Origin of the sequence: Varibaculum cambriense, assembly GCF_022133705.1 — a bacterium.
Lineage (GTDB): Bacteria > Actinomycetota > Actinomycetes > Actinomycetales > Actinomycetaceae > Varibaculum > Varibaculum cambriense_A.
Genome location: NZ_JAKNHJ010000007.1, coordinates 49,241 through 70,391 on the forward strand (window position 1 = coordinate 49,241; position 21,151 = coordinate 70,391).

The 21,151-nt window shown below is 53.0% G+C and carries 14 protein-coding genes; 4 read left to right on the top strand and 10 right to left on the bottom strand.

Going from position 1 to position 21,151, the window contains the following annotated elements; all coding sequences use genetic code 11:
- Positions 1-6 precede the first annotated feature (6 nt).
- Positions 7-396 carry a 50S ribosomal protein L7/L12 gene (gene rplL / locus L0M99_RS04640; protein ID WP_238127920.1) on the bottom strand — a complete coding sequence of 130 codons (390 nt, stop codon included), beginning with the start codon at positions 394-396 and terminating at the stop codon, positions 7-9.
- 64 nt (positions 397-460) lie between these two features.
- Positions 461-982 (bottom strand): 50S ribosomal protein L10, encoded by a 522-nt coding sequence (rplJ, locus tag L0M99_RS04645; RefSeq protein ID WP_024059875.1) that lies wholly within the window; start codon positions 980-982, stop codon positions 461-463.
- Positions 983-1,460: 478 nt separating this feature from the next.
- On the opposite strand from rplJ, the gene L0M99_RS04650 reads away from it, so the two are divergent.
- On the top strand, positions 1,461-2,957 hold the full coding sequence (locus L0M99_RS04650; RefSeq protein ID WP_238127921.1) for an ATP-binding protein: 1,497 nt from the start codon (positions 1,461-1,463) through the stop codon (positions 2,955-2,957).
- 404 nt (positions 2,958-3,361) lie between these two features.
- Positions 3,362-4,870, top strand: coding sequence for a cation:dicarboxylate symporter family transporter (locus L0M99_RS04655; RefSeq protein WP_024059877.1), 1,509 nt, complete (start codon positions 3,362-3,364; stop codon positions 4,868-4,870).
- Between the two features lie 196 nt (positions 4,871-5,066).
- Here L0M99_RS04655 and L0M99_RS04660 read toward each other — a convergent pair whose 3' ends face one another.
- The 5 genes from L0M99_RS04660 to ppdK all read right to left on the bottom strand — a co-directional run bounded on the left by L0M99_RS04660 (position 5,067) and on the right by ppdK (position 15,305).
- Positions 5,067-6,218: an alpha/beta hydrolase gene (locus tag L0M99_RS04660; RefSeq protein ID WP_024059878.1), complete on the bottom strand. Its 1,152-nt coding sequence runs from the start codon at positions 6,216-6,218 to the stop codon at positions 5,067-5,069.
- 9 nt (positions 6,219-6,227) lie between these two features.
- On the bottom strand, positions 6,228-7,469 hold the full coding sequence (locus L0M99_RS04665; RefSeq protein ID WP_024059879.1) for a hypothetical protein: 1,242 nt from the start codon (positions 7,467-7,469) through the stop codon (positions 6,228-6,230).
- Between the two features lie 98 nt (positions 7,470-7,567).
- A complete protein-coding gene (locus tag L0M99_RS04670) occupies positions 7,568-10,657 on the bottom strand; it encodes an FAD-binding and (Fe-S)-binding domain-containing protein (protein WP_024059880.1) in 3,090 nt (1,029 codons plus the stop codon).
- Positions 10,658-10,826: 169 nt separating this feature from the next.
- A complete protein-coding gene (locus L0M99_RS04675; protein WP_024059881.1) occupies positions 10,827-12,155 on the bottom strand; it encodes a Fic family protein in 1,329 nt (442 codons plus the stop codon).
- A gap of 420 nt (positions 12,156-12,575) precedes the next feature.
- Positions 12,576-15,305 (bottom strand): pyruvate, phosphate dikinase, encoded by a 2,730-nt coding sequence (gene ppdK, locus L0M99_RS04680; RefSeq protein WP_024059882.1) that lies wholly within the window; start codon positions 15,303-15,305, stop codon positions 12,576-12,578.
- Between the two features lie 258 nt (positions 15,306-15,563).
- On the opposite strand from ppdK, the gene L0M99_RS04685 reads away from it, so the two are divergent.
- Positions 15,564-16,403 (top strand): DUF3152 domain-containing protein, encoded by an 840-nt coding sequence (locus L0M99_RS04685; RefSeq protein WP_238127922.1) that lies wholly within the window; start codon positions 15,564-15,566, stop codon positions 16,401-16,403.
- A 69-nt stretch (positions 16,404-16,472) separates the two neighbouring features.
- A complete protein-coding gene (locus tag L0M99_RS04690) occupies positions 16,473-16,760 on the top strand; it encodes a hypothetical protein (protein ID WP_024059884.1) in 288 nt (95 codons plus the stop codon).
- Between the two features lie 263 nt (positions 16,761-17,023).
- Here the strand turns inward: L0M99_RS04690 and L0M99_RS04695 are convergent, their stop codons facing one another.
- From L0M99_RS04695 to nuoN, 3 genes are all read right to left on the bottom strand, one after another.
- Positions 17,024-18,445, bottom strand: a complete 1,422-nt coding sequence (locus L0M99_RS04695) for an ATP-binding protein (RefSeq protein ID WP_238127923.1) — start codon at positions 18,443-18,445, stop codon at positions 17,024-17,026.
- 120 nt (positions 18,446-18,565) lie between these two features.
- Complete coding sequence (locus L0M99_RS04700; RefSeq protein ID WP_024059887.1) at positions 18,566-19,576, bottom strand: polyprenyl synthetase family protein; 1,011 nt, start codon at positions 19,574-19,576, stop codon at positions 18,566-18,568.
- Entirely contained in the window at positions 19,573-21,150 is a 1,578-nt protein-coding gene (gene nuoN / locus L0M99_RS04705; protein ID WP_238127954.1) for an NADH-quinone oxidoreductase subunit NuoN, read from the bottom strand. The genes L0M99_RS04700 and nuoN overlap by 4 nt, the downstream gene beginning before the upstream one ends.
- Between the last annotated feature and the right edge of the window lies 1 nt (position 21,151).

Consider the following 21,151-nt stretch of genomic DNA (forward strand, 5'->3'; position numbering starts at 1 on the left):
CTAGCCTTACTTCAGAGTGACAGAAGCACCCGCGCCTTCCAGATCAGCCTTGGCCTTTTCAGCGTCTTCCTTGGAAGCGCCTTCCAGGATGGTGGTCGGAGCGGAGTCAACCTTCTCCTTGGCTTCTTTCAGAGCCAGTCCGGGCTGCAGGGCGCGCAGAGCCTTGATTACAGCGATCTTCTTGTCGCCAGCGCCTTCAAGCACTACGTCGAATTCGGTCTTTTCTTCGGCTGCTTCTTCGCCACCGGCAGCACCGGGGGCAGCAACAGCGACAGCAGCGGGAGCTGCGGCCTCTACATCGAAGACGTCCTCGAATTCCTTAACGAACTCGGACAGTTCCAACAGAGTCATTTCTTTGAAAGCATCAATTAGCTCTTCTTTGCTGAGCTTAGCCATATTGGCATTCCTTTCTTTTTGCCCACGCGAGGCAGATTTTTTCTTGTCGATCTATGCGGCCTTACTAAGCCGCTTTTTCCTGCTTTTCGCGCAGGGCGTCCACGGTGCGAACCGCCTTGGAGGCGGGCGCCTTGAACATAAAGGCAGCCTGTACCAGTTTGCCTTCCATTGCTCCGGCCAGTTTGGCCAGCGTAGTTTCGCGATTGTCCAGTTCAGCGAGTTTCTTGACTTCATCTGCAGACAAGAAATTCCCGTCGAGGACACCGCCTCTAATAACCAACTGCTCGTTATCCTTGGCGAAGTCGCGCAGCACTTTGGCCGCATCCACGGCCTCTCCGGTTACGAACGCGATTGCGGTCGGGCCGGTTAGCTCCTCGTCCAGGAAGTCAATTCCCTGGTTCTTGGCGGCAATCCGGGCCAGCGTGTTCTTCGTGACGGAATATGTAGCCGTTCCTGCCAGGTTTTTGCGCAGCTCAGTCATCTGAGCCACGGTCAACCCGCGGTATTCGGTGAGCAGCAGGGCCGATGCGGAGCTGATTTTTTCTTCCAGCTGAGCGATCATGGCTTGCTTATCAGCTTTCGCCATTAGGCCCTCCTTCCGTTTATCCGTGCCGGGGGCCAGAACAAGAAAACCCCGTGCAGATTGCACGGGGCGAAAATAAACCTACCGATCCTAGCTGCTGCCCTCCCGAAGGGGAAGGACGTCCTCTTTTACGAGGGCGCGCAACTATTTTCGATACGTTACGCATCGTTCAACCTACACAGGCTTCCGATCTGGAACTTAAACCCACTGGTGTGGGCACCGGCGATCTTGGGCAATAGCCAATTTAACAGCCCCTTTCCCGGCAGGTCAAAGCAGAAGGGCAGGATATGCCCTTTTGTGGGTTATTTAACGAGTAGCCGATTGGTTTACGAGACAGCACCGCTTAGCCACAGGTAGCGCTTACGTAACCCACCCCCGCAAACCTCAACCCATTCAAGCTCTCAACTCAACTCTCAACTAAGCTCTCAACTATATGAGAGTTAAGTTGAGAGCTTAGTTGAGAGTTAGTAAAATAGCTTTCGTGCAGGCACCAATAAATCGCGATGAGCTGGACATACTCATAGAGGAAATTCGCCTCGGCGGTCAAGACACCCAACAGGTGGAAGTTAAAGAGGCTGCTGGCGGACTCCCCAAATCCATTCTTGAAACCCTTTCTGCGTTCAGTAATGGCGCTGGCGGGATTATTATTCTGGGATTACAAGAACAGAACAACTTCGCTTACAGCCCTCAGTTCAAAGCGAAAGCAATCTATGACGCGCTCGCAGGAGCTTGCAACGAAAAACTAACTCCCCCAGTGAGAGCGGAAATAAACTTACTACCTTATTCCGGTAAACAACTGGTGGTAGCAACTGTTCCCGCCCTGCAGCCACGCGATAAACCCTGCTACGTAACCAGCAAACACATTTACGGCGGTTCATTTATTCGTACCGGCGATGGTGACCGCCGGCTGTCTGCATACGAAATTGACCGGCTTCAAGAAAATAAAGCTCAACCTAGTTGGGACAGTGAAGTCATCACCGAGAGCAGTCTGGACGATTTGGATTCTCAGAGCACAGCAGCCGTGTTACGTCGAGAACGGGAAGCTCATCCTCGGATTTTTGGCAAACTTGCTGACGAAGATGCAATGAAGCAACTCAAGATTGTTGGAATGGGGACAGATAAAAAGCTCCACCCCACTTTGGCAGGTTTGCTGGCTTTAGGCATTTACCCGCAACAGTATTTTCCCCGCTTAACCGTTACTTACGCGGTTTATCCCGGGTCTACCAAAGCGGCAGCGCCTTCAGGGCAGCGACATCTTGATTCGGGAACTCTGGTGGGATCTATCCCCGCACTGGTTGCGGACGGAGTGGAAGTGGTGGCAAAAAATATGCGCATCGGAGGAGTCATCCAGGGAGCATTCCGGCGCGACCTCGTCGATTATCCTTTAGTCGCAGTACGAGAGGCGCTAACTAATGCGCTGATGCACAGAGATTATTCCCCGGTAGCGCGCGGAACCCAGGTACAGCTAAACCTGTATGCAGATCGCCTGGAAGTATTAAACCCCGGGGGACTATTCGGCACGGTCACGCTAGATTCTTTGGGAAAACCGGGGCTATCTTCCGCTCGAAACCAATTCTTATCACGCCTTTTAGAAGTAACCCCTTACGAGGACGGTGGCTTCGTTGCCGAAAACCGCGGTAGTGGCTACCAGGAGATTCTCTCTCAGTTAGAGCAGGACATGCTGCCACCACCACGTCCGGTAGATAGGCTAGACAGTTTCAGCCTAACTTTTGAACGCCGCCAAATGACCCTTGCCGAACGCGGAGCAGCAGCCGGTACTTCCTCAAGAGGGCGCATATTGGACTACCTGCGCACCCACAAGACCGCTAGCAGTAGAGAACTGGCAGCCGCAGCTGGCATCAGCGTAGGCGGTACCAGAGCGATTATAAATTCGCTGGTCAAATCCGAAACTATTGCCCGCACCGAACCGGCAACCAGCCCTAAACAACGATATCGGTTATTAAGCAAAGAAGATTAAGGGGAGGATCTCACCCCATTCAAGCTCTCAACTCAAGCTCTCAACTTAACTCTCAACTATATGAGAGTTGAGTTGAGAGCTTAGTGGAGAGTTCAGTCGCCGGGGCAGCAATCACGCTACCCTGCCGACTATCGCAATCTGATTTTCATAACCGCTCACATAAACTTCACCCCAAGATTGAAGCTCCGAAAAACCAGTATGTGCGCAACCTCATAAACAGGCTTTCACGGCCTAGGATAAAAGACCTACGGCCAAAATATGGGGAAAAGCAAAATATTGATTTTGCATCAAGAGTTTAGTGGTTATAGCCTACTTTCACGCTTCGCTGGAAAGATAAACTTTTATTTTCCTCCTAGTCGTTTAGTCCCAGATTTTGTAACCATCATTATTACAGGAGTTCCTCTATGGGTATGCGCAAACGCAATAAGAATACAGGTGAAGTAATTCCCAAAACTAGCCCCCAGGTCACTGAGCTAACCGCTAGCAAACCTTATGTACCCGAAAGTAAAAAGCCGAAGAAAGATAACACTCACTGGCTATACATCGGTGTGATCATTGCCGTCATCGCCGGGATTGTTTTCGGAATAGCCGCTCCCGATGTAGCCAAAGAATTCAAGGTTGTCGGCACTACCTTCGTCCGACTCATCACCATGATGATTGTGCCCGTCATCTTTTGCACCATCGTCCTCGGAATCGGCTCAGTACGCGCCGCAGCCTCGGTAGGAAAAGCTGGCGGAATCGCTCTCGCCTACTTCCTAACTATGTCCACATTTGCTCTAGGCATCGGCTTAGTAGTAGGAAACATAATCGAGCCCGGTAGCAACCTAAATATCGAAGCCACCAAAGATGCCGCAGCCCAGTTTACTTCCGGTAACAAACAAGAAGGCGAGGGGATCGTTGGCTTCATCCAATCGATTATTCCCGACACCTTCTTCTCTTCTCTCACCTCCGGCTCGGTACTGCAAACTCTGTTTATCGCCCTCTTAGTAGGATTCGCCGTACAAAGCCTAGGCAAAACCGGGGACGGAATCTTGCGCGCTGTCTCCGCCATCCAAAAACTGGTTTTCAAAGTGCTCTACATGGTTCTATGGCTAGCTCCCATCGGTGCTTTTGGCGCTATGGCCGGAGTAGTCGGTTCGACCGGAGCCAAAGCGGTAGGTCAAATGCTGCTACTGATGGTGGCCTTCTATATCACCTGTATCCTGTTCATTTGCGTGGTATTAGGTTCCGTCCTAGCGATATTTACTCGCTTCAACATCTTTAAACTAATGAAATACCTGGCAAAAGAATACCTGCTGATCGTAGCGACTTCCTCCTCCGAATCGGCGCTGCCAAACCTAATGCGGAAAATGGAACACCTGGGGATTCACAAAATCACGGTGGGGATTGTGGTTCCTACCGGCTATTCTTTCAACCTGGACGGAACCGCTATCTACCTGACTATGTCGGCTATCTTTATCTCCGACGCCATGAACAAGCCCATGGGATTGGGTGAACAAATCGGCTTGTTGATCTTCATGATGATTGCTTCGAAGGGCGCCGCTGGGGTTTCTGGAGCCGGGATCGCTACCTTAGCTGCCGGCCTACAGTCCCACCGTCCGGAACTCCTAGACGGTGTCGGAGTGATCGTCGGTATTGACCGCTTCATGTCAGAGGCACGCGCCCTCACCAACTTCACCGGGAACGCAGTTGCTACCCTATTGGTGGCCACCTGGACAAAAACCATTGATCGCCAGCGCGTTCACGATGTGTTAAACGGGAAAATACCTTACAACCCCCAGGAAGACGACACCGACATTGATCTAAAGAACCCCTCGGTAGAGATCAATAACAATCTGCCGCATACTCCGCAGCCAGATGTGGCCGCGATCGAAAAGTTGGCTTCCCAAGAGCAGGACGCTGCCCATAAGTAAATAGAAAAACGCTTTCACTGCCACCCAGAGAGCAAAAATTAAGCTCAGATTGGGGATCCTCCTCGGGCGGTGAATCCCAGTCAAGCTCTCAGCTAGGCTCTGAAGAAGAGACTCCCATTGAGTTTTCAACTGAAGTGCCTAACTGAGAGCTGACTTATATGCTCAATTCCCCGGAATAATGGGCTAAGTAATAACTTTAGGGACAGATGGCGTGGGCGGCGGGCTCACCAATTTCATTTATAGGACGAGCTTGCCCCGGCAAGGCTTGGGCAAGCCAACGGTGAACGCCGAACCACACCTTTTGACGCACATCAGGGAAAGATAAGAATAAGTCATGTTTGCCAGGGTAACGTTCCAAGGTCACGCGACGGGATAACCGCCAGGCATTCTCGCACATGGTGTGCACATTTAGCACCGAATCGGTGAACATCATTTCCCGTTTACGTTTTCCACTAGAAGAAGCAGTAGAAGTCAGGAAATAGGTCGGTACCTCGGTGGCCTCCCCCGCTAAAAGCTGCTTTTGGGCGATAGTAATCGCTCGTACCCAGCCAAAGCGTACTATCGCATCCGGGGCACCTTTCCAACTTGAAACCAGAGGCCACCCCTGCAGGGAGGGATCTTTCAGCCAGGGTTCCAGGCGTTTAGGCAGGGTACCGTCAACCTTTCGATCCCACCCCATTAAAGAATCTACATAAGCGGAGTCAGCTGACTGCAGCGGGACCTCTTTCTTAGCTGCCCGCCGGGAGAATATTTCTGCGAGGGCGCGAGCCCCGAAACGCTGGGAAGTTCCCCCCGCCATTTCAATCCAGGGGGAATCAAGCAATAGTCCTGCGACTTGATCTCGGTGCCGGTTCACCCAATAGGCCGCCGTCAGACCCCCGGTAGAATGACCGGCCATAACTAACGGCAAACCTGGATGCTCTTCTCGCATGACCTCGAGAGCGGCGTAAATATCTAGATCATAAGACAGCAGGTCTTCGGTCCAGCCAAACGTCTGCCATTTCCGCCATGATCGTCCATATTTACACAGATCAATTGCGTAAAATGCGCCGCCCGCTAAGGAAATATGGCGAGCCAGCTCCCGTTGGAAAAAGTAATCATTCCAACCGTGAATGAACAGACAGGTAAAGGTAGGCTCTTCGGGGGTATTTGAGATTGCCCAGCGATCATCCTGGGGACGGTGACGCACCAAAGTGGCACACAGTTCGCCCTCATCATCGCGGGGTAGCTCTAGAGTACGAGCCTCAAATCCCGGCCCTAAAATATCTGGTACCCACCGACCTACCGGGGCGGGTACCGCCGGAGGCTGAGTCGGTAAAGACGCGGCAGATGAATTCTTTTTCCCCATTTTCGTCTCCTAGTTACCGTGTTTTTTCTCGTGGGAAGACGCATGGCGTTCAATCTCTGCGTTAACTTCCGCAATGGCTTCCGCTAAAGTGGGCCCGTCCAGGTTTCCAATCCGGAATGCCTCCCAGGCATCCAGGTCGCTATTTCCCCCGACCTGCTCAAACACTGCCTGCACCTGATCGGTGAGCTGCCCGTCTCCCGGGTCAATCACGCCCTCTTCCTTCAAGAGAGCTTCGCATATCCGTCCGCGATCATCCGACCATAGTAAGACGGCATCTTGACCAACCAGCGAGGAAATAGAACGCAATCCTTCAGCATCTTTTTGCAGCAGCTGCGGTACGGCAGGACTGGCGGCAGCATCTGCCTCCTCTGCGGTTTCGGCTAAAGATTCTGGAGCTACATCCTCATCTTCTCCCGCCGGAGCTTCCGGCTCTGCAACCGCTTCTTCCTCCGGATTATCCTCCTGAGGTTCCATGTTTTCCCCGGTTTGAGCGGCCTCTTCATTTTCAATAGCTGCTGCTTCCGGGTCAGCAGGCGGTACCTCCTCGGGAACCTCGCTCGCAGCGGGTGGCGCCGGAGGTGCAGGCGGTACCGGAGAAACTTGTGCCTCCTGTGGAGCAGAATCTTCATCTACATGCCAAGAAATCTGGGGAGCCGGAGCTCGATGCCCTCCGATTTGCGGGCGTGAATAATTAATAGAACTGGAGGTAACCTGCGACACTTCTAAGAAACGACGGCCATTCGACATCTGGCGGGCAGAAATTTGGTGAATCTCAATTCCGGAAGCAAACAGCACCCCCAGCGCAGAGTAACACCCCTCATCAATTTCCCCCACTACCAGGAATAACCGCGGCCCCGGTTGAGTGGTAGGCGGCATGGCTTCCCGGAACTCTGCCCAACCGGTTTGAAAAGCTTGCACTCCTCCCGGATATTGACTGGCTAAATCCATCCATCCCTGCCCGGAAACCTGCCCCAGACGAGAAATTGCGGCCACCAGGCTCACCGGATCAAGACGGGAAAGCACTTCAACCGAAACTACCTGCCCTGAAGCATCCAGAGCAGTTAGCGAATGCGGGCCGGTTCCCGATTCTCCACTGTCCCCCGCCCAAGCCACTGGGAAAAGGGGGCGGTCAATTACCTCCAACACCTGCGAGCGAATGGACTCGAGCACATCCATCTCTAATCCATGCCCTACCGGGGTACCAAACTGTGCCGGTATTAGGCGACCAGATTCCAGTTCAAAAAGTGCCATCGATTTACCGCTCCCTGCTTTTCTTAAGGATGTTTACTCCATTGTGTCACGGATATTCGCCAGGGCGCCGGTTTTAGCGCCCATGGCGCTGTTAAGGATTATTTTTCCCTGAAGCTATCCGGATTAGCCAGCAATTCCGCTAAATGCACTCCTCCTCGGCCAGCCAAAGTCTCGGCCTGTGTGCGGCAAGAAAACCCATCCGCCAAGAAAACCGCGTCCGGGTTGGCTTTTAGCTGTGGTAGGAGGGCGTGCTCGGCTACCGCCAACGACATCTGGCGGTGCGAGGCTTCCATCCCGAAGTTACCGGCCATCCCGCAGCATCCTTGCAGTTCCACCAGCTTAGCGCCAGTTTTCTCTATTAGGGCGCGATCAGCTTCCCAACCCATCACTGAATAGTGGTGACAGTGCGGTTGGGCGACTACTTTCATCCCAGTGAGATCAGGTAAGCGCAGGTCAGGACAGTTGGCATTAATGAATTCGGCGAGGGTAAAGGTTGCTTCCCTAACCATTAGGGCGCGGGGATCTGCGGGGAGGAGTTCTAACAGGTCATCGCGAAGCACTGCCGTACATGAGGGCTCGATTCCCACAATGGGGATACCGTTGGCAGCTGGCGGCGCCAGTCGCGCCAATAAATTTTCGAGGTGTCGCCTGGCTCCTTTAAGTTGCCCGGTGGTGATCCAAGTCAGCCCACAGCAAGTATCTGGCGGTGCCAAAAACACCTGCCATCCTGCCTTGCTCAGCAACTGAATAGCGGATTTGACTCCGCGTTGATCTAGTCCTCGGGAAAAAGAATCCGCCCAAATCACCACGGATTTAGAGGCCGAAAGCGCCACCTGCCGAGTTCTTTTTCCGGCTTTAGCTTCTTCGGTAGGCACTGTAGCTTCGATCGTGCGGGATTGCTTTTGCCGCCAGGGCGAGACTGCTGATTCTTTCGGCCAAAGTAGCTGGTTCGGATATTGACTCTCTAAAGAGTGAGTCGCGAAACGAGGAAGCGTCCGGGCGGTATCCAAGTGGAGCAGCTTTAGAGCAGCCCGGGTTAGCGGGCGAATCTTAGTAGCCAAATTTGCTAGCTGCCTGGCTCCCGGTATTTTTGCCATTAGGCGCAGCCAACGCGGCAACCATCCCAGGGCATAATGGGAAAGCGGACGCGGCCGTCCCTGGTAGCGCCGGAATAAGGTTTCGCTGCGCCACTTGGCCATATCCACCCCGGCAGGACAATCTGCTGAACACGCCTTACAGGCCAGACACAAATCGAGTACCTGCCAGATTTCGGGGTCTGACAATCCGTGAATTAGTCCCCCATTGGTGGCTTCTTGCAGGATACGCGCCCGGGCGCGAGTAGCGTCCTGCTCCCGCTGGCTTGCTTGGAAAGAAGGACACATAAACCCGCCGGCTCCGCTGTTATCGGCACGGCATTTTCCCACCCCGGTGCAGCGATGGAAAGCATCGGTAAGGCTGCCGGCGTCCTCGGAAAAAGCGAAACCTTCCGGGTGGGCTTTCAGGGCGTGTGCCTGGGTACGCCGCATATTTACTTCCACTCCATCCGGACCTGCCGGGCCGGTCAACACCCCGGGATTCATCAGATTTTCAGGATCAAATAGGGCTTTCACCTGCGAAAATAAATCTACTGTCTGCGAGGAGTACATTTTGGGCAGCAGCTCAGAGCGCGCCCGTCCGTCCCCGTGTTCTCCGGAAATCGAGCCACCGTATTTTCCGACTAGCTGCGCGGCGGCAAATAAGAAATCTCGCGATTTGCCGAGTCCTGCGGCGCTGCCCAGGGGCATATTGAGCCGTACATGTACGCATCCGTCCCCGAAATGCCCATACAGCAGTCCATCCAACCCGAACTTTTCTAGCAGCTTTTGGAAATCCTGCAGATAGGCGGCCAAATTTTCAGGTGGTACTGCCGCGTCCTCCCAACCTGGCCAGGCCTGGTCACCTTTAGGAGTGCGTCCCCCCAGTCCCGCTCCATCTGCGCGAATCCGCCAGAGAGCAGCCGCATCGGCGCCGGGGGGATAAATCATCACTGCATTCCCGCTCGCTCCGGAGGCTGCCGCGAGTTCTCGCGCCCGTCGCATAGTCGCGTCCTCATCTATACCTCCTCCGCCGACCTCACACAGTAGCCAACCACTACCGTGGGGTAAATCTGGGACTGCGCCCGGACCTTTATGCTGGCGCACTACTTCCACTAGCCGAGCATCCATACCCTCCACTGCCAGGGGCTTTAAGGGGAGGATTTTAGGTACGGCGGCGGCAGCGGCAATCATATCGGGGAAACCTAACGCTACCAGCACGGGAGCTTTGGGAATCGGTACGAGGCGCACGGTTGCCTGAGTGAGAACCCCCAAAGTACCCTCGGTTCCGGTCAGGAAAGGGGCGAGGGCGCAGCCATTTTCTGGTAGCAGATGTTCCAGGGAATAACCGGATACTTGTCGCCCAAAGCGTCCAAACTCGGTACGAATCGTAGCTAGATTGGCTTCTACCAGGGATTTTAAGCCGGGAATTTGTTTGATTTGTTCGCTGTGCGAGGACGGGTCATGCGGGGGAATTGAGTCGGCATTTTGCGGGGTCTGCCCGGCGATAATCTCGCGCCCTAGCCCATCAATTAACCGCAACTCTAAAACGTTATCGGAGGTGCGCCCATAGGCGGTGGCGTGGGGCCCGCAAGCATTGTTACCAATCATGCCGCCGATAGTGCAGCGAGAAGAGGTGGAAGGATCGGGCCCGAATCGTAAGCCGTATTCCGCGGCCGCCTGCTGTAACTGGGATTGGACTACCCCTGGTTCTACGATGGCATAACGCTTTTCGGGATTAATTTTTATGATTCGATTCAAGTGGCGCGAGTAGTCGATTACTACTCCCGGGCCAATCGCATTTCCTGCACACGAGGTACCTGCTCCTCGCGCCGTCACTGCTACTCGGCATTCCCGAGCAGCCTGCAGCAGTATCCGCAGATCGTCTTGATCTAATGGGCAGGCAATAAGTTTGGGAGGAATCCGATAGTTCGAGGAATCCGTGGCATAGACGGCACGGTCAGCGCGGGAATCTAGGAGTTCGCCGCGAAATTTTTCGCGCAAGATAGAGCGAAATCTATGGTAGTCACCTGCCTTGATACCCATGATTCGCCTTTCGTTACTTCTGTGCCCAATCCTATCGGTTTCCGGCTTAACCCCTAAAGCCTGTCCCATTCCCAGCCCCCTGGCGCAGTGCGTTTTTCAACAGCCAGCAGCTTTCTTGCACTATGCGCGAATAGCTGTAACGTAAACGAAGTGAATGAAGTGTCAGAAATAATCATTTCTGACACTTACGGGCGCCAAGGCTGACACTCAGAGCATTCCCCCAGGTAATAACCCTCTTCTAACTGTCAACGTGATCATTGGCGCCCGAACTAAGCGATTTTTGCCACCCCGGTACTACCCGCCAAACAACCCAGCGGCCTTTGCGTCCTCTACTTAAAAACCCCATCTCTTCCAGAGAACTTAAGTCACCATGCCCGCTAGGACGAGATACCCGGAATCGCTCCGCCACCATCTGCGCCGTCCATAGTTTTTCTGGCTCCCCCCGAGATTCCAACAAGATATCGATTTGCCGATTATTTAAGTCGGCGCGATCTTTTAACCTGCCCTTAAGCTCCGCTACCTGACGGAGATCATCCGCTAGATACTTCTCCAGTTGCTCCACTGCTCTGCGGAGGATTTGCAGCTGATAAATAAGAAAATAGGTAAGATCTCCGCCGTCGTATTCTACATTCAAGAAAGCCCGCGCATACTGGGCGGGAGCTTTCTTTAGCAGCGAGGAAACCACCAAAAATCTGGCTGCCGGAAAATCTGCTTTCAATAGCATCCAATAGAACAGGGACCGCGCAGTTCTGCCGTTGCCATCAGCAAAATAGTGATCGTAGCCCACCATGAAATGTACAACCATCGCTTTCAGTAGCGGGTGCATCCACGGATCAGAATTATTTATGAAGTCACACAGCTCCTGTATACGGGCAGGTAACTCACTTGCCGGCGGCGGAACATAAATAATCTGGTTTGAGTCTCCAAATATCTTTACCCGGTCATTCTGATCAGACTGTATCGTGCCCGCATCACTTGCTATCTCTAAAGTTCCCTCCGTAACGGTGCGGTGCAGGTCTTTAATGAAATCGGGAGTAGCCTTACAATCCAGCAAGCCCTGTAGATTCTCCATTGCCAAATAGTTATTAACTATCATTCTTTCGCTGACATCTTTAGGCTCACGGTTTTGTTCCAGCAGCTGCCGGGCAACCCGCCGCGAGGTAGATGCCCCCTCTAGCTGGGCAGAATAAATGGCTTCATCGGTCAATCCGTTGTAAATGAACTTGTCACGCTGATACTCAGATACGCTCGTGTCCAAACTAGATAACTTTTGACTCAAGAAGTAACATTCTCGAGAAATAAAAGCGGGAAGGCAATAATGGAAGGGTTTTCCCGACTGCTGCTTGAGGTCAATCGGAATCGCATTATTTTGCCGCTGCAACCGAACGATCCCCCACCATTGAGAAATACTTAAATCAAAGGGAGGGGTTTGGTGGCGAAACTTATCCCAAGGATCATAGGGCTCAAGAGAGCTTTGCCCCAAGGCTGCAGCAAGATCACCGCCGAGGGTTTTTGCGGCACCGGCAAACTCCTCAATATAGTCCGGAGGCATCGCGGGAGTTTTCATATCTCCACCCTAGCAAATAAAGTGTCAGAAATAATTATTTCTGACACTTCCGGGCGTCAAGGCTGACACTTAGATTATCTATCCAGGTAAACGCTGTCCGGAACTGTCAGCACGAGTAATACCCGATAAAACCCGACGCAGAATTTTTGTCACCAGTAGGGCGTGGAAGCGTCAGGACTAGCAGAGCTAATGGAGGACAAGAGAGCTAGTAGAGCTAATGGCGAAAAATGAAGGGAGTCGGCGGGATAATCCCGCCGACTCCCCGGGGTGTTATCAAAATAGCTTATGAACTAGACCAGTGGGTCAGCAACATCCATCACGATAGTCCCAAGAGTCAGTAGCTATCACCGACTCAACCGGTCAACCTATCTGGTTCCCTCCCCTTGTTGGGAACCAGATAGGTACACCCAAGCGTCCTCTTTAGGCAGTAGCATCCTCTCCGGAACCCTCGATATTTTCCAAAGCCACTACGCGTCCAGCCTCCAGGCGGGCAACTGCTACCCGGAACGGCGAGCAGGACACGTAATTCAAACCGGTCTTGTGGAAGAAATGAATCGATTCTGGATCGCCACCATGCTCACCACAAACACCCATCTTCAGCTCTGGTTTAGTAGAGCGACCGCGGCCGACACCTTCCTTGACCAAACGACCCACACCATGAGTATCAATCGTTTCGAAAGGAGAAGTTCCAAATACGCCCTCTTCAATGTACTTGGGGAAGAACACACCCTCACAATCATCGCGAGAGAAACCCCAGGTAGTCTGAGTTAGGTCATTGGTTCCGAAGCTGAAGAAATCAGCTTCTTTAGCCATAGACTCGGCGGTAATCGCAGCGCGCGGAAGCTCGATCATACAACCAATCGGGATATCCAATTCCACACCAACTGATTGAGAAATCTCGTCAATAATCGCCTGAGCGCGGTCACGGATAATTCCCAGCTCAGTAATCGAGCCCACCAAGGGCACCATAATCTCCGGGCGCGGATCCCGACCCTGCTTCTTCAACTCTGCGGCGGCAGACACTAATGCATGAATCTGCATTTCAAACAGACCCGGCATCCACATGCCCAACCGCACCCCACGCAAACCTAGCATCGGGTTAGCCTCATGCATCTTTCGCACTGCAGTGAGCATCCGCTGGTCATCCGGATTTACCTTGCCTTCAGCTTTTTGCAGAGCCACTTTAACCTCTAGACCAGTCAAATCTGGCAGGAATTCGTGCAGCGGGGGATCAATCAACCGCACCGTCATCGGCTTGCCGTCCATAACCTGCAGCATTTCCACAAAATCCTGCTGCTGACGCTGACCCAACTGACCGAGAGCGTCTTTACGGTCAGCCGAACCCGGCTCCGAAAGGATAGCGTGTTCAACCAGCGGACGGCGATCGCCTAAGAACATGTGTTCCGTACGGCAAAGCCCAATCCCTTTAGCTCCAAAATCTACTGCTAGCTGTGCGTCCTGCGGATTATCGGCATTAGCGCGCACCTGCAAGCGGGCACGCTTATCTGCCAGTTCCATCATCCGGTCTACGCAACGCACCAAATCTTGCAAATCAGCATCGTTGTCACAAGCTTCAAGACCCGCAGTTAGACCGCTCTCCAAATAGGTAGTTACCGGGGAGTCTTGAACCGGAACCGCACCCTCGAACACTTCACCGGTTCCGCCATCAATCGCGATCATGTCGCCTTCGTGGAAGGTCTTGCCTTCAACGGTCAAAGTCCCGGCTTCTGCATCAATCTCTAGAGATTCCGCGCCACAAACACAGGTCTTGCCCATACCGCGAGCCACTACCGCGGCGTGAGATGTCTTACCGCCGCGCGCTGTAAGCACGCCCTCAGCAGCGACCATACCTGCCAAATCGTCAGGATTCGTTTCCCGCCGCACCAAAATACAGGATTTACCGGCATTCTTTGCGGCCTCGGCCTGTTCGTTATTAAATGCAACTCCGCCCACGGCAGCCCCGGGAGAAGCCGGCATACCGCGAGTTAGCCGTACCCGCACGGCATCAGTATCGAACTGGGGGAACATCAACTGGGTGAGCTGTTCACCGGTGACGCGCTCTAGCATCTGATCCTTGGTGATTAGACGTTCCTCGTTCAGTTGAACCGCAATCCGGAAAGCAGCCGCTGCTGTCCGCTTACCCACGCGGGTCTGCAGCATCCACAGCTTGCCTTTCTCGATGGTGTACTCAATATCGCACATATCCTGGTAGTGAGTTTCCAGTTTGCGCATAATCTTGATTAGCTGATTGTAAACCGGCTCATTTACCGTCTTGAGGTGAGAAAGAGGCTCGGTGTTACGGATACCGGCAACCACGTCCTCGCCCTGAGCGTTCATCAAGAAATCACCGTAAACACCTGATTTCCCAGTTGAAGGATCCCGAGTAAAGGCCACACCGGTACCCGAATCGTCACCCATATTCCCAAAGACCATGGTGCAGATATTCACCGCGGTCCCCAAGGAATTCGGAATCCGTTCGCGGCGACGATAAATCGCTGCCCGCTCGGTATTCCAAGACCTAAATACGGCTTCAATCGCCATATCCATTTGGGTGCGAGGATCTTGCGGGAAATCATTCCCGGTCTGTTCTTTAACGATCTGTTTGAACTGTGCCGTCAGATCTTGCAGGTTTTCGGCAGTCAAATCCACATCGGCTCGCGCGCCAACTTTTTCTTTCATGGAATCGAGTGCATCGGCAAATAAATCGCCATCAATATCTAGCACTGTCTTGCCAAACATTTGCACCAGACGGCGGTAAGAGTCCCAAGCGAAACGATCCGAGCCTGACATCTTCGCCAGCCCGTGCACCGACTCGTCATTAAGTCCCACGTTGAGGACGGTCTCCATCATGCCCGGCATCGAGAACTTCGCACCTGAACGCACTGAAACCAATAGCGGCTCATCTTTGTCTCCGAGGGTGCGTCCGATCTGATCTTCCACCCCCCGCAAAGCCTTGGTAACTTCCGGAACCAAGCTTTCGGGAACCTCGTTATGTTTGAGATATGCCCGGCAAGCATCAGTAGTAATGGTAAAACCAGGGGGAACGGGCAAACCCAGATTGGTCATTTCTGCCAGGTTGGCACCCTTGCCACCCAGCAGATCCTTCATATCCTTGTTGCCCTCGGCGAACGTGTAGACATATTTTGCCATAGGTTAATGGCCTCCATATTGAATTTCGACTGCGCTAAAAAGCGATACTTCCGTACCTAATCCTAACAGGTGGAAGCCAAATCCTAGGCCTTGGGTCCCGAAACTGAAACCAAGGCTACTTTACCTGCAGGAAACACGCCGGCAACAGACAAAGTTTTCTGCATTTAACACCGGCACTGTGCTAGTCATTCCTCACCAATGACCACCTCCACAGCGAGGCAGTAAAACTGACTCCGGGTATCGCTTAAACTATTGAATGTGTCAGAGTATCCCCCAAGGAGGCAGCGCCTGCAGTCTCGAGCCAACCGTTCACGTAGGCGCTCGGACTGGAATTTGCTTATTCGCGCCTCCTCCCTCGCGATTGCACTGACTATCACCTTTATTCTGATCATTTCCGCAATGCCGCGGGCTCCTAAGAATGCCGAGGCAGTCCAAACCGCGCCCACTTTACGCTGGACTGCGGTTCCGCTGGTTAATCCCAAACAGCAAGCTAAAGAGCCGGCGATCGCCTTGCAGGTAAAAGGGGACTTACCGGGGGGAGAAACTTCCAAAGACGTCCCCCCCTCGGCTTCCGGAAACACCTCGGTAGTACCCGGAACCTGGCAAGGACGCGGCACCGGCAAAGTCTACTTTTATCGGGTAGAGGTAGAAAACGGACTACCTATCAACGGTGAAACTGCCGCAAAAAGCATTCACGCTATCTTGAATGATCCGCGCGGGTGGGGTGGAAAACAGGGGGAAATCTCTTTTACCCGCACCGATGGGCAAGCTGATTTTCGGATAGTTATCGCCAGCCCCGCCCTAACCGACCGGCTTTGCGCCCCCCTGACCACCAATGGGGTTTCCAACTGTCGCAATGGCGATAATGTGGTGCTCAATGCCCACCGGTGGATTGGAGGCGCACAGATGTGGTTCCAAAAGGGTAAAACCATCACCGATTACCGCATCTACGAGGTTTCCCACGAAACCGGGCATTGGCTGGGACATGGACATTTGTTCTGTCCCCAGCCAGGGGGCTTAGCTCCGGTAATGCAACAGCAAAGCTCAGATGGCGGGCAAAATATGGGATGTATTCCCAACGGCTGGGCGAATCCCTAACCCCCTGGTAACAACTTATTTTCAGGTCGTTTTCAGGACTACTTCAGGCCGGGATGAGACAATCTGCGCATGAGTGTTTTATTGACGATCGGTTTTGTTCTGTGTGGAGCCGCGTTAGTGTTCCTGGTGGCTCGCAACGTGAGAGGTCTAAATGCTCGTGACCGTGCTCGCAAATCGCATTTCGAACAAGAAATCGGCAGCGTAGATAATCTGCTGGCAACCTCGCAAGCTGATCGCGATAAGTTACGCCAGATGCGCGATCAAGGACGCCTGCAACGCTGGGACGCGATCCGGGACGTGATGCGCGAAGAGGGCGTCCCCGAAGACGTTGCCACCGAATTTATTGACCGCCTCTAGTGCTCTGTTAGCTTCAACTTTCGAGGACGGTTTTACCTTCACCCCGGTTGTTAGCGTTGCTGGAATTCGCTTGCTGGTTTTACTGGAAAATTTTCCAGTAGTTTTCAAGTAGATTTTCCAGTAGGCCATTTATGCAGATAGACAGGATATTTTTTTGAGCTACTAGAAAAAGAAACTTTCCAGTAGATTTTCCAGTAGCTAGAACGACGCTCCGGGCAAGGGAAGTTAGCACTTTTAGATTTAGGTAATCTGCGCGCCCTCCTCTAGTTCAAATGCCAAGTTGCCCGCGGGTCACGCACACTTTTCCCTTGCCAAGAAACTAGCCCCAGATCTTTCAAATCTTTCAAAGCTGCCCGCGTTGTTGGTCTGGTAAGCAACGCAAACTGCGCGATACCGCCGGTTCCTCCGGAACCTCCGAGAGCTTGCAAAGCTGATAGAACTGCTGTTGCACTGCGCGATAGTCCCGTCCCCACATCAGCAAGTCGCGGCTGATAGCGCAAAGTTAGGACTACATGCATAGGCTCTTGCCGATATTCCGGATCAGATAATCCGGCCTCATCCATTTGTGCAAATATACGCTTAATCCCCTCCCCCAGCTCCTGGGCATACCCCAGGTCGCAACAAGTGCGAGCAATCCTAGGATTTATTGCGTACCTGGCTATCTCTAGGGGTGCTTTAGCGGCGAGCTTTCTATCTCGGAAACTACCAGGGTTGCTAATTTCAATCCGATTATCAAATATTTCAACCCTAATCCCATCCCCCATCAGGTCATAGGCACGATGTATCACCGCATTAACTAAACCTTCTAACCAGGCACCTCGAGGAATAACCGGCATATCAGCGAATTTGCCGTCTTGTCCCAAGGCGCGACGTCGGGGTATTACTTGCTCAATCCACTTAACTGCCTGGTCTATTGCCTGAGGTATAGGCAGTTCGGATCGCTGATCGAAAACGATATTTTGGCTTTCTCCAGTCAAGCGCTCATTTCCCTGGAAACGACACACCCGGACATAAGCTCCTGGTAGGAGTGCAAGTGGAGAATCAGCGAACAGTAAAAATGCCGCATTATTGATGCGTCCATCTTTGTCGCAAAGTGCACGTGAACGAAGCAGGTGCTTTTTCCCGCGGGTAGCACCAGTAGCTTCCAGGAAAGGGGCAATATTTTTTTGAGGTAAATCATCGATGGTGAGGTCGCGGACAGTTTCCGCTTCGAATTGCCTAGCTCCTCGGTCGTACTCTAAACGGCGAATTTCCTCCGAGCTCAGACGCAACGAACGGTCTCCACGACGTAGGTAGCAACTATCGTCAGTACCGTGATGCACCTGGCCACTAGGAGTTACTAAAAAAGCTAAAACAAATTTAGAACCACCATCTTGGAGAATTGTGGCTACTTCCTTTACCTCGCAATCAATCGGCGGACTGCAAAACTGCGCACTGGGAGCAAGGCGTAGCTCGTTAATCTTTTTTGTGTACCTACTTAAGTCTTGAATGTTCTGGTCTTTAACTCCCACTATTGCCGTACCGCCCTCGGCGTTGGCGAATGCAATGAGAGTGCGAGCCAACATTTTTGGGGATACTTCTATCGCTTTACGTTCAAACCACTGATCTTCGTCCCGCAAACATAACTGTCTAGTGCGGTCCTCGATATTGGAAGCAAGAATGGCGTCTATATTGTTCGGCGACATACCTAGAGTATAAACCTGCTGAATATATTTTACTGGAAAATTTTCTAGTAGTTTTCTAGTAGATTTTCCAGTAGGCAGCCAGTGCCTTCTAGGTCAGCCGCGCTAAGGCACTCGCCACACTTAAGCGATACGATCAACCAAAGTGTCGGCAAACTTTTCCAGCGCGGCTTTAACTTCGTTATCTTCAAGAAATGCAATCGCTGCTTTCGCGTCCTCGCACCAAGAAAAAGCCAATTGTCGGGTACGTTCCAGCACCGCGTGCGCTCGCAGCATTTGCACTACCTGCTCCAGTGCCGCATCATCGCTAACCAAGGTGCCTCGGCTAAGCTCCGCCAAAATCTTTTGCCCGTCCTCATCGAGAACCCCGCGCGCCGCATCCTGCCTCAGCAGCAAAATCGGCATAGTATCTACGCCCTCACGCAAATCCGTGCCGGGAGTTTTACCGGAATCGGCACTGTCAGAGGACAGATCAATAACATCATCTGCCAACTGGAACGCTACCCCGATCTTTTCGCCGAACTGGACTACCGCTTCCGTCACGGCCTCCGAGGCTCCGGAAAGCTCCGCGCCAAAGCGCGCCGACTGCGCTACCAAAGAACCAGTCTTATCCGCCAGCACCTGGATATAAAACTCCACCGGATCTTGACCGGATTCCGGGCCAAAAGTTTCGTTCAACTGCCCGCGACATAGGCGATCAAAAGTTACCGCGTGCTGCAACACTGCGTCCGGCCCTAAAGTGGCAACCACTTGTGAGGCGCGAGCAAAGACTAAATCACCTGCCAGTACCGCACGGTTATTACCCCACACGCGTTGCACCGCGTTCACCCCGCGCCTGGTGGGAGCCGAATCCATTACGTCATCGTGGTACAAAGTAGCCAGATGGGTAAGCTCGACAACCACGCAGGCACGCAGAATCTGTTCAGAGGAAGGACGCTCACCCAGATGGGAGCACAGGAGCACCAAACCGGGACGCATTCTTTTGCCACCGGCTTTCGCCAAGTGCCCGACAATATCGTCAAGCACCCCGCGGTCATCTGATAGTACCTGGCTCAGGCGCTCCTCCACCTGAGCCAGGCCATCGGAAATCTGATCTTCGAGCTCGTCGATACGCGACTGGGACAAGTTACTCACGGGATAACAATAGCGGTATTTTGTAAAATATCGAGAACTGATCCCGGGAAAATCCCCAGAAGCACTGTCAAGAGAGCACACATACCTATCGCCACATAAGTGATCTCGGCATGGGGAGCTACCGTAGTATTTTCTGCCACCGGATCTAGGAACATGATCTTACCCAGGCGGAAATAGTAGAAGGCAGTAATCGCAGAAGCAATCACCGCACAGATAACCAGCGCAGTTGCCCCGCCTTGCACACCAGCACTAAAGGCTAGGAATTTACCTACAAACCCGGCAGTCAGCGGAATCCCTGCGAAGGACAGCAAGAACAGCATCATGCAGCCAGCTAAAACCGGGTGAGTCTTCCCGAAACCAGCCCATGCGGACATGGAATGTTGCTCTGCAGTTCCGACCCCGTCCTCATTGCTAACCCGAACCAGGTAGATGATCGCGAAGGCACCAATGGTGGCGATCCCGTAGGTCAACAGGTAGAACAGGACTGCCCCATTAGCGTTTAAGGCTCCCTTAGTGAAGGCAATCAAAATAAAGCCGGCATGGGCAATCGAGGAGTAGGCAAGCATCCGTTTGATGTTATCTTGCACCAAACCGAAGAATGTCCCTACCGCCATGGTCAAAATGGCGACTGTCCACAAGAAGGGCTTGAAGTTCGCCTCGAACTGTACCACCACCGTGGAGAAGAAGCGCAGCATCGCGAGGAATGCCGCCGCCTTAACTCCCGCAGCCATGAAACCAGTCACCGGGGTAGGCGCACCTTGATACACATCCGGGGTCCAAGCGTGGAAGGGAGCAGCACCAATCTTGAAGAGCAAACCTACCATCATCAATGCAGCACCAGTCATCAGCAGTGCCGGAGAAGCTACTCGATAAGGAATCGCTAATGCTAGCTGATCCAACAGCAGGGACCCGGAGTAGCCGTATAGCAAAGACATACCCATGAGCATGAATCCCGAAGCGAAGGCTCCCAGCACGAAATACTTAAGCGCAGCTTCCTGGCTGAGGAGGCGACGGTAACGCGCCATGGCACTCATCGCATATAGGGGCAGCGAAATTATCTCTAGTGCCACAAACAAGGTGAGCATCGAGTTTGCCATGGGGAACAGCATCATTCCCCCTAGGGAGAATAGGCTGAGCGGCAGCACCTCGCTGCGCTGATAGCCACGTCTCTCAGTCTGTTCTTCTTGGAAAGAACCGGGAATATCTGAGGGCTGTCCGGCGAAAGCAGAAACCCGATTTCCGGTACGATCAATCATCGGAAGCAGCGCCAGCAAACCCACAATCAGCATCACCAGCTGGGAGAACATGGAGAATCCATCCACGATTAGCTCTCCGCGTACTAGCCGCTGACCAGTTTGCAGATCGAAGGCCCCGAATGAGGGCGCAAACGCCAGCAAGGCAGCCGCAACTACTGCAACTGACCAGGCACATTGCACGCCCCAGCGCTGTTTTGCGGGTACGAATGCCTCTAGCAGAATCCCGATGATTGCCCCAAAAAGCACCACCAATACCGGAGCCATTAGCGCCCAGTTAAAACCGAGCTCGCTAAAGTCATTAATCACGGTAGCGTTCATT

Excerpts from the sequence above, each read along its gene's own strand:
- nuoN (WP_238127954.1), bottom strand. The coding sequence starts at position 21,150 with ATGAACGCTACCGTGATTAATGACTTTAGCGAGCTCGGTTTTAACTGG.
- L0M99_RS04660 (WP_024059878.1), bottom strand. The coding sequence starts at position 6,218 with ATGGGGAAAAAGAATTCATCTGCCGCGTCTTTACCGACTCAGCCTCCG.
- rplL (WP_238127920.1), bottom strand. The coding sequence starts at position 396 with ATGGCTAAGCTCAGCAAAGAAGAGCTAATTGATGCTTTCAAAGAAATG.
- L0M99_RS04690 (WP_024059884.1), top strand. The coding sequence starts at position 16,473 with ATGAGTGTTTTATTGACGATCGGTTTTGTTCTGTGTGGAGCCGCGTTA.
- ppdK (WP_024059882.1), bottom strand. The coding sequence starts at position 15,305 with ATGGCAAAATATGTCTACACGTTCGCCGAGGGCAACAAGGATATGAAG.
- L0M99_RS04655 (WP_024059877.1), top strand. The coding sequence starts at position 3,362 with ATGGGTATGCGCAAACGCAATAAGAATACAGGTGAAGTAATTCCCAAA.
- rplJ (WP_024059875.1), bottom strand. The coding sequence starts at position 982 with ATGGCGAAAGCTGATAAGCAAGCCATGATCGCTCAGCTGGAAGAAAAA.
- L0M99_RS04695 (WP_238127923.1), bottom strand. The coding sequence starts at position 18,445 with ATGTCGCCGAACAATATAGACGCCATTCTTGCTTCCAATATCGAGGAC.
- L0M99_RS04665 (WP_024059879.1), bottom strand. The coding sequence starts at position 7,469 with ATGGCACTTTTTGAACTGGAATCTGGTCGCCTAATACCGGCACAGTTT.
- L0M99_RS04670 (WP_024059880.1), bottom strand. The coding sequence starts at position 10,657 with ATGGGACAGGCTTTAGGGGTTAAGCCGGAAACCGATAGGATTGGGCAC.
- L0M99_RS04675 (WP_024059881.1), bottom strand. The coding sequence starts at position 12,155 with ATGAAAACTCCCGCGATGCCTCCGGACTATATTGAGGAGTTTGCCGGT.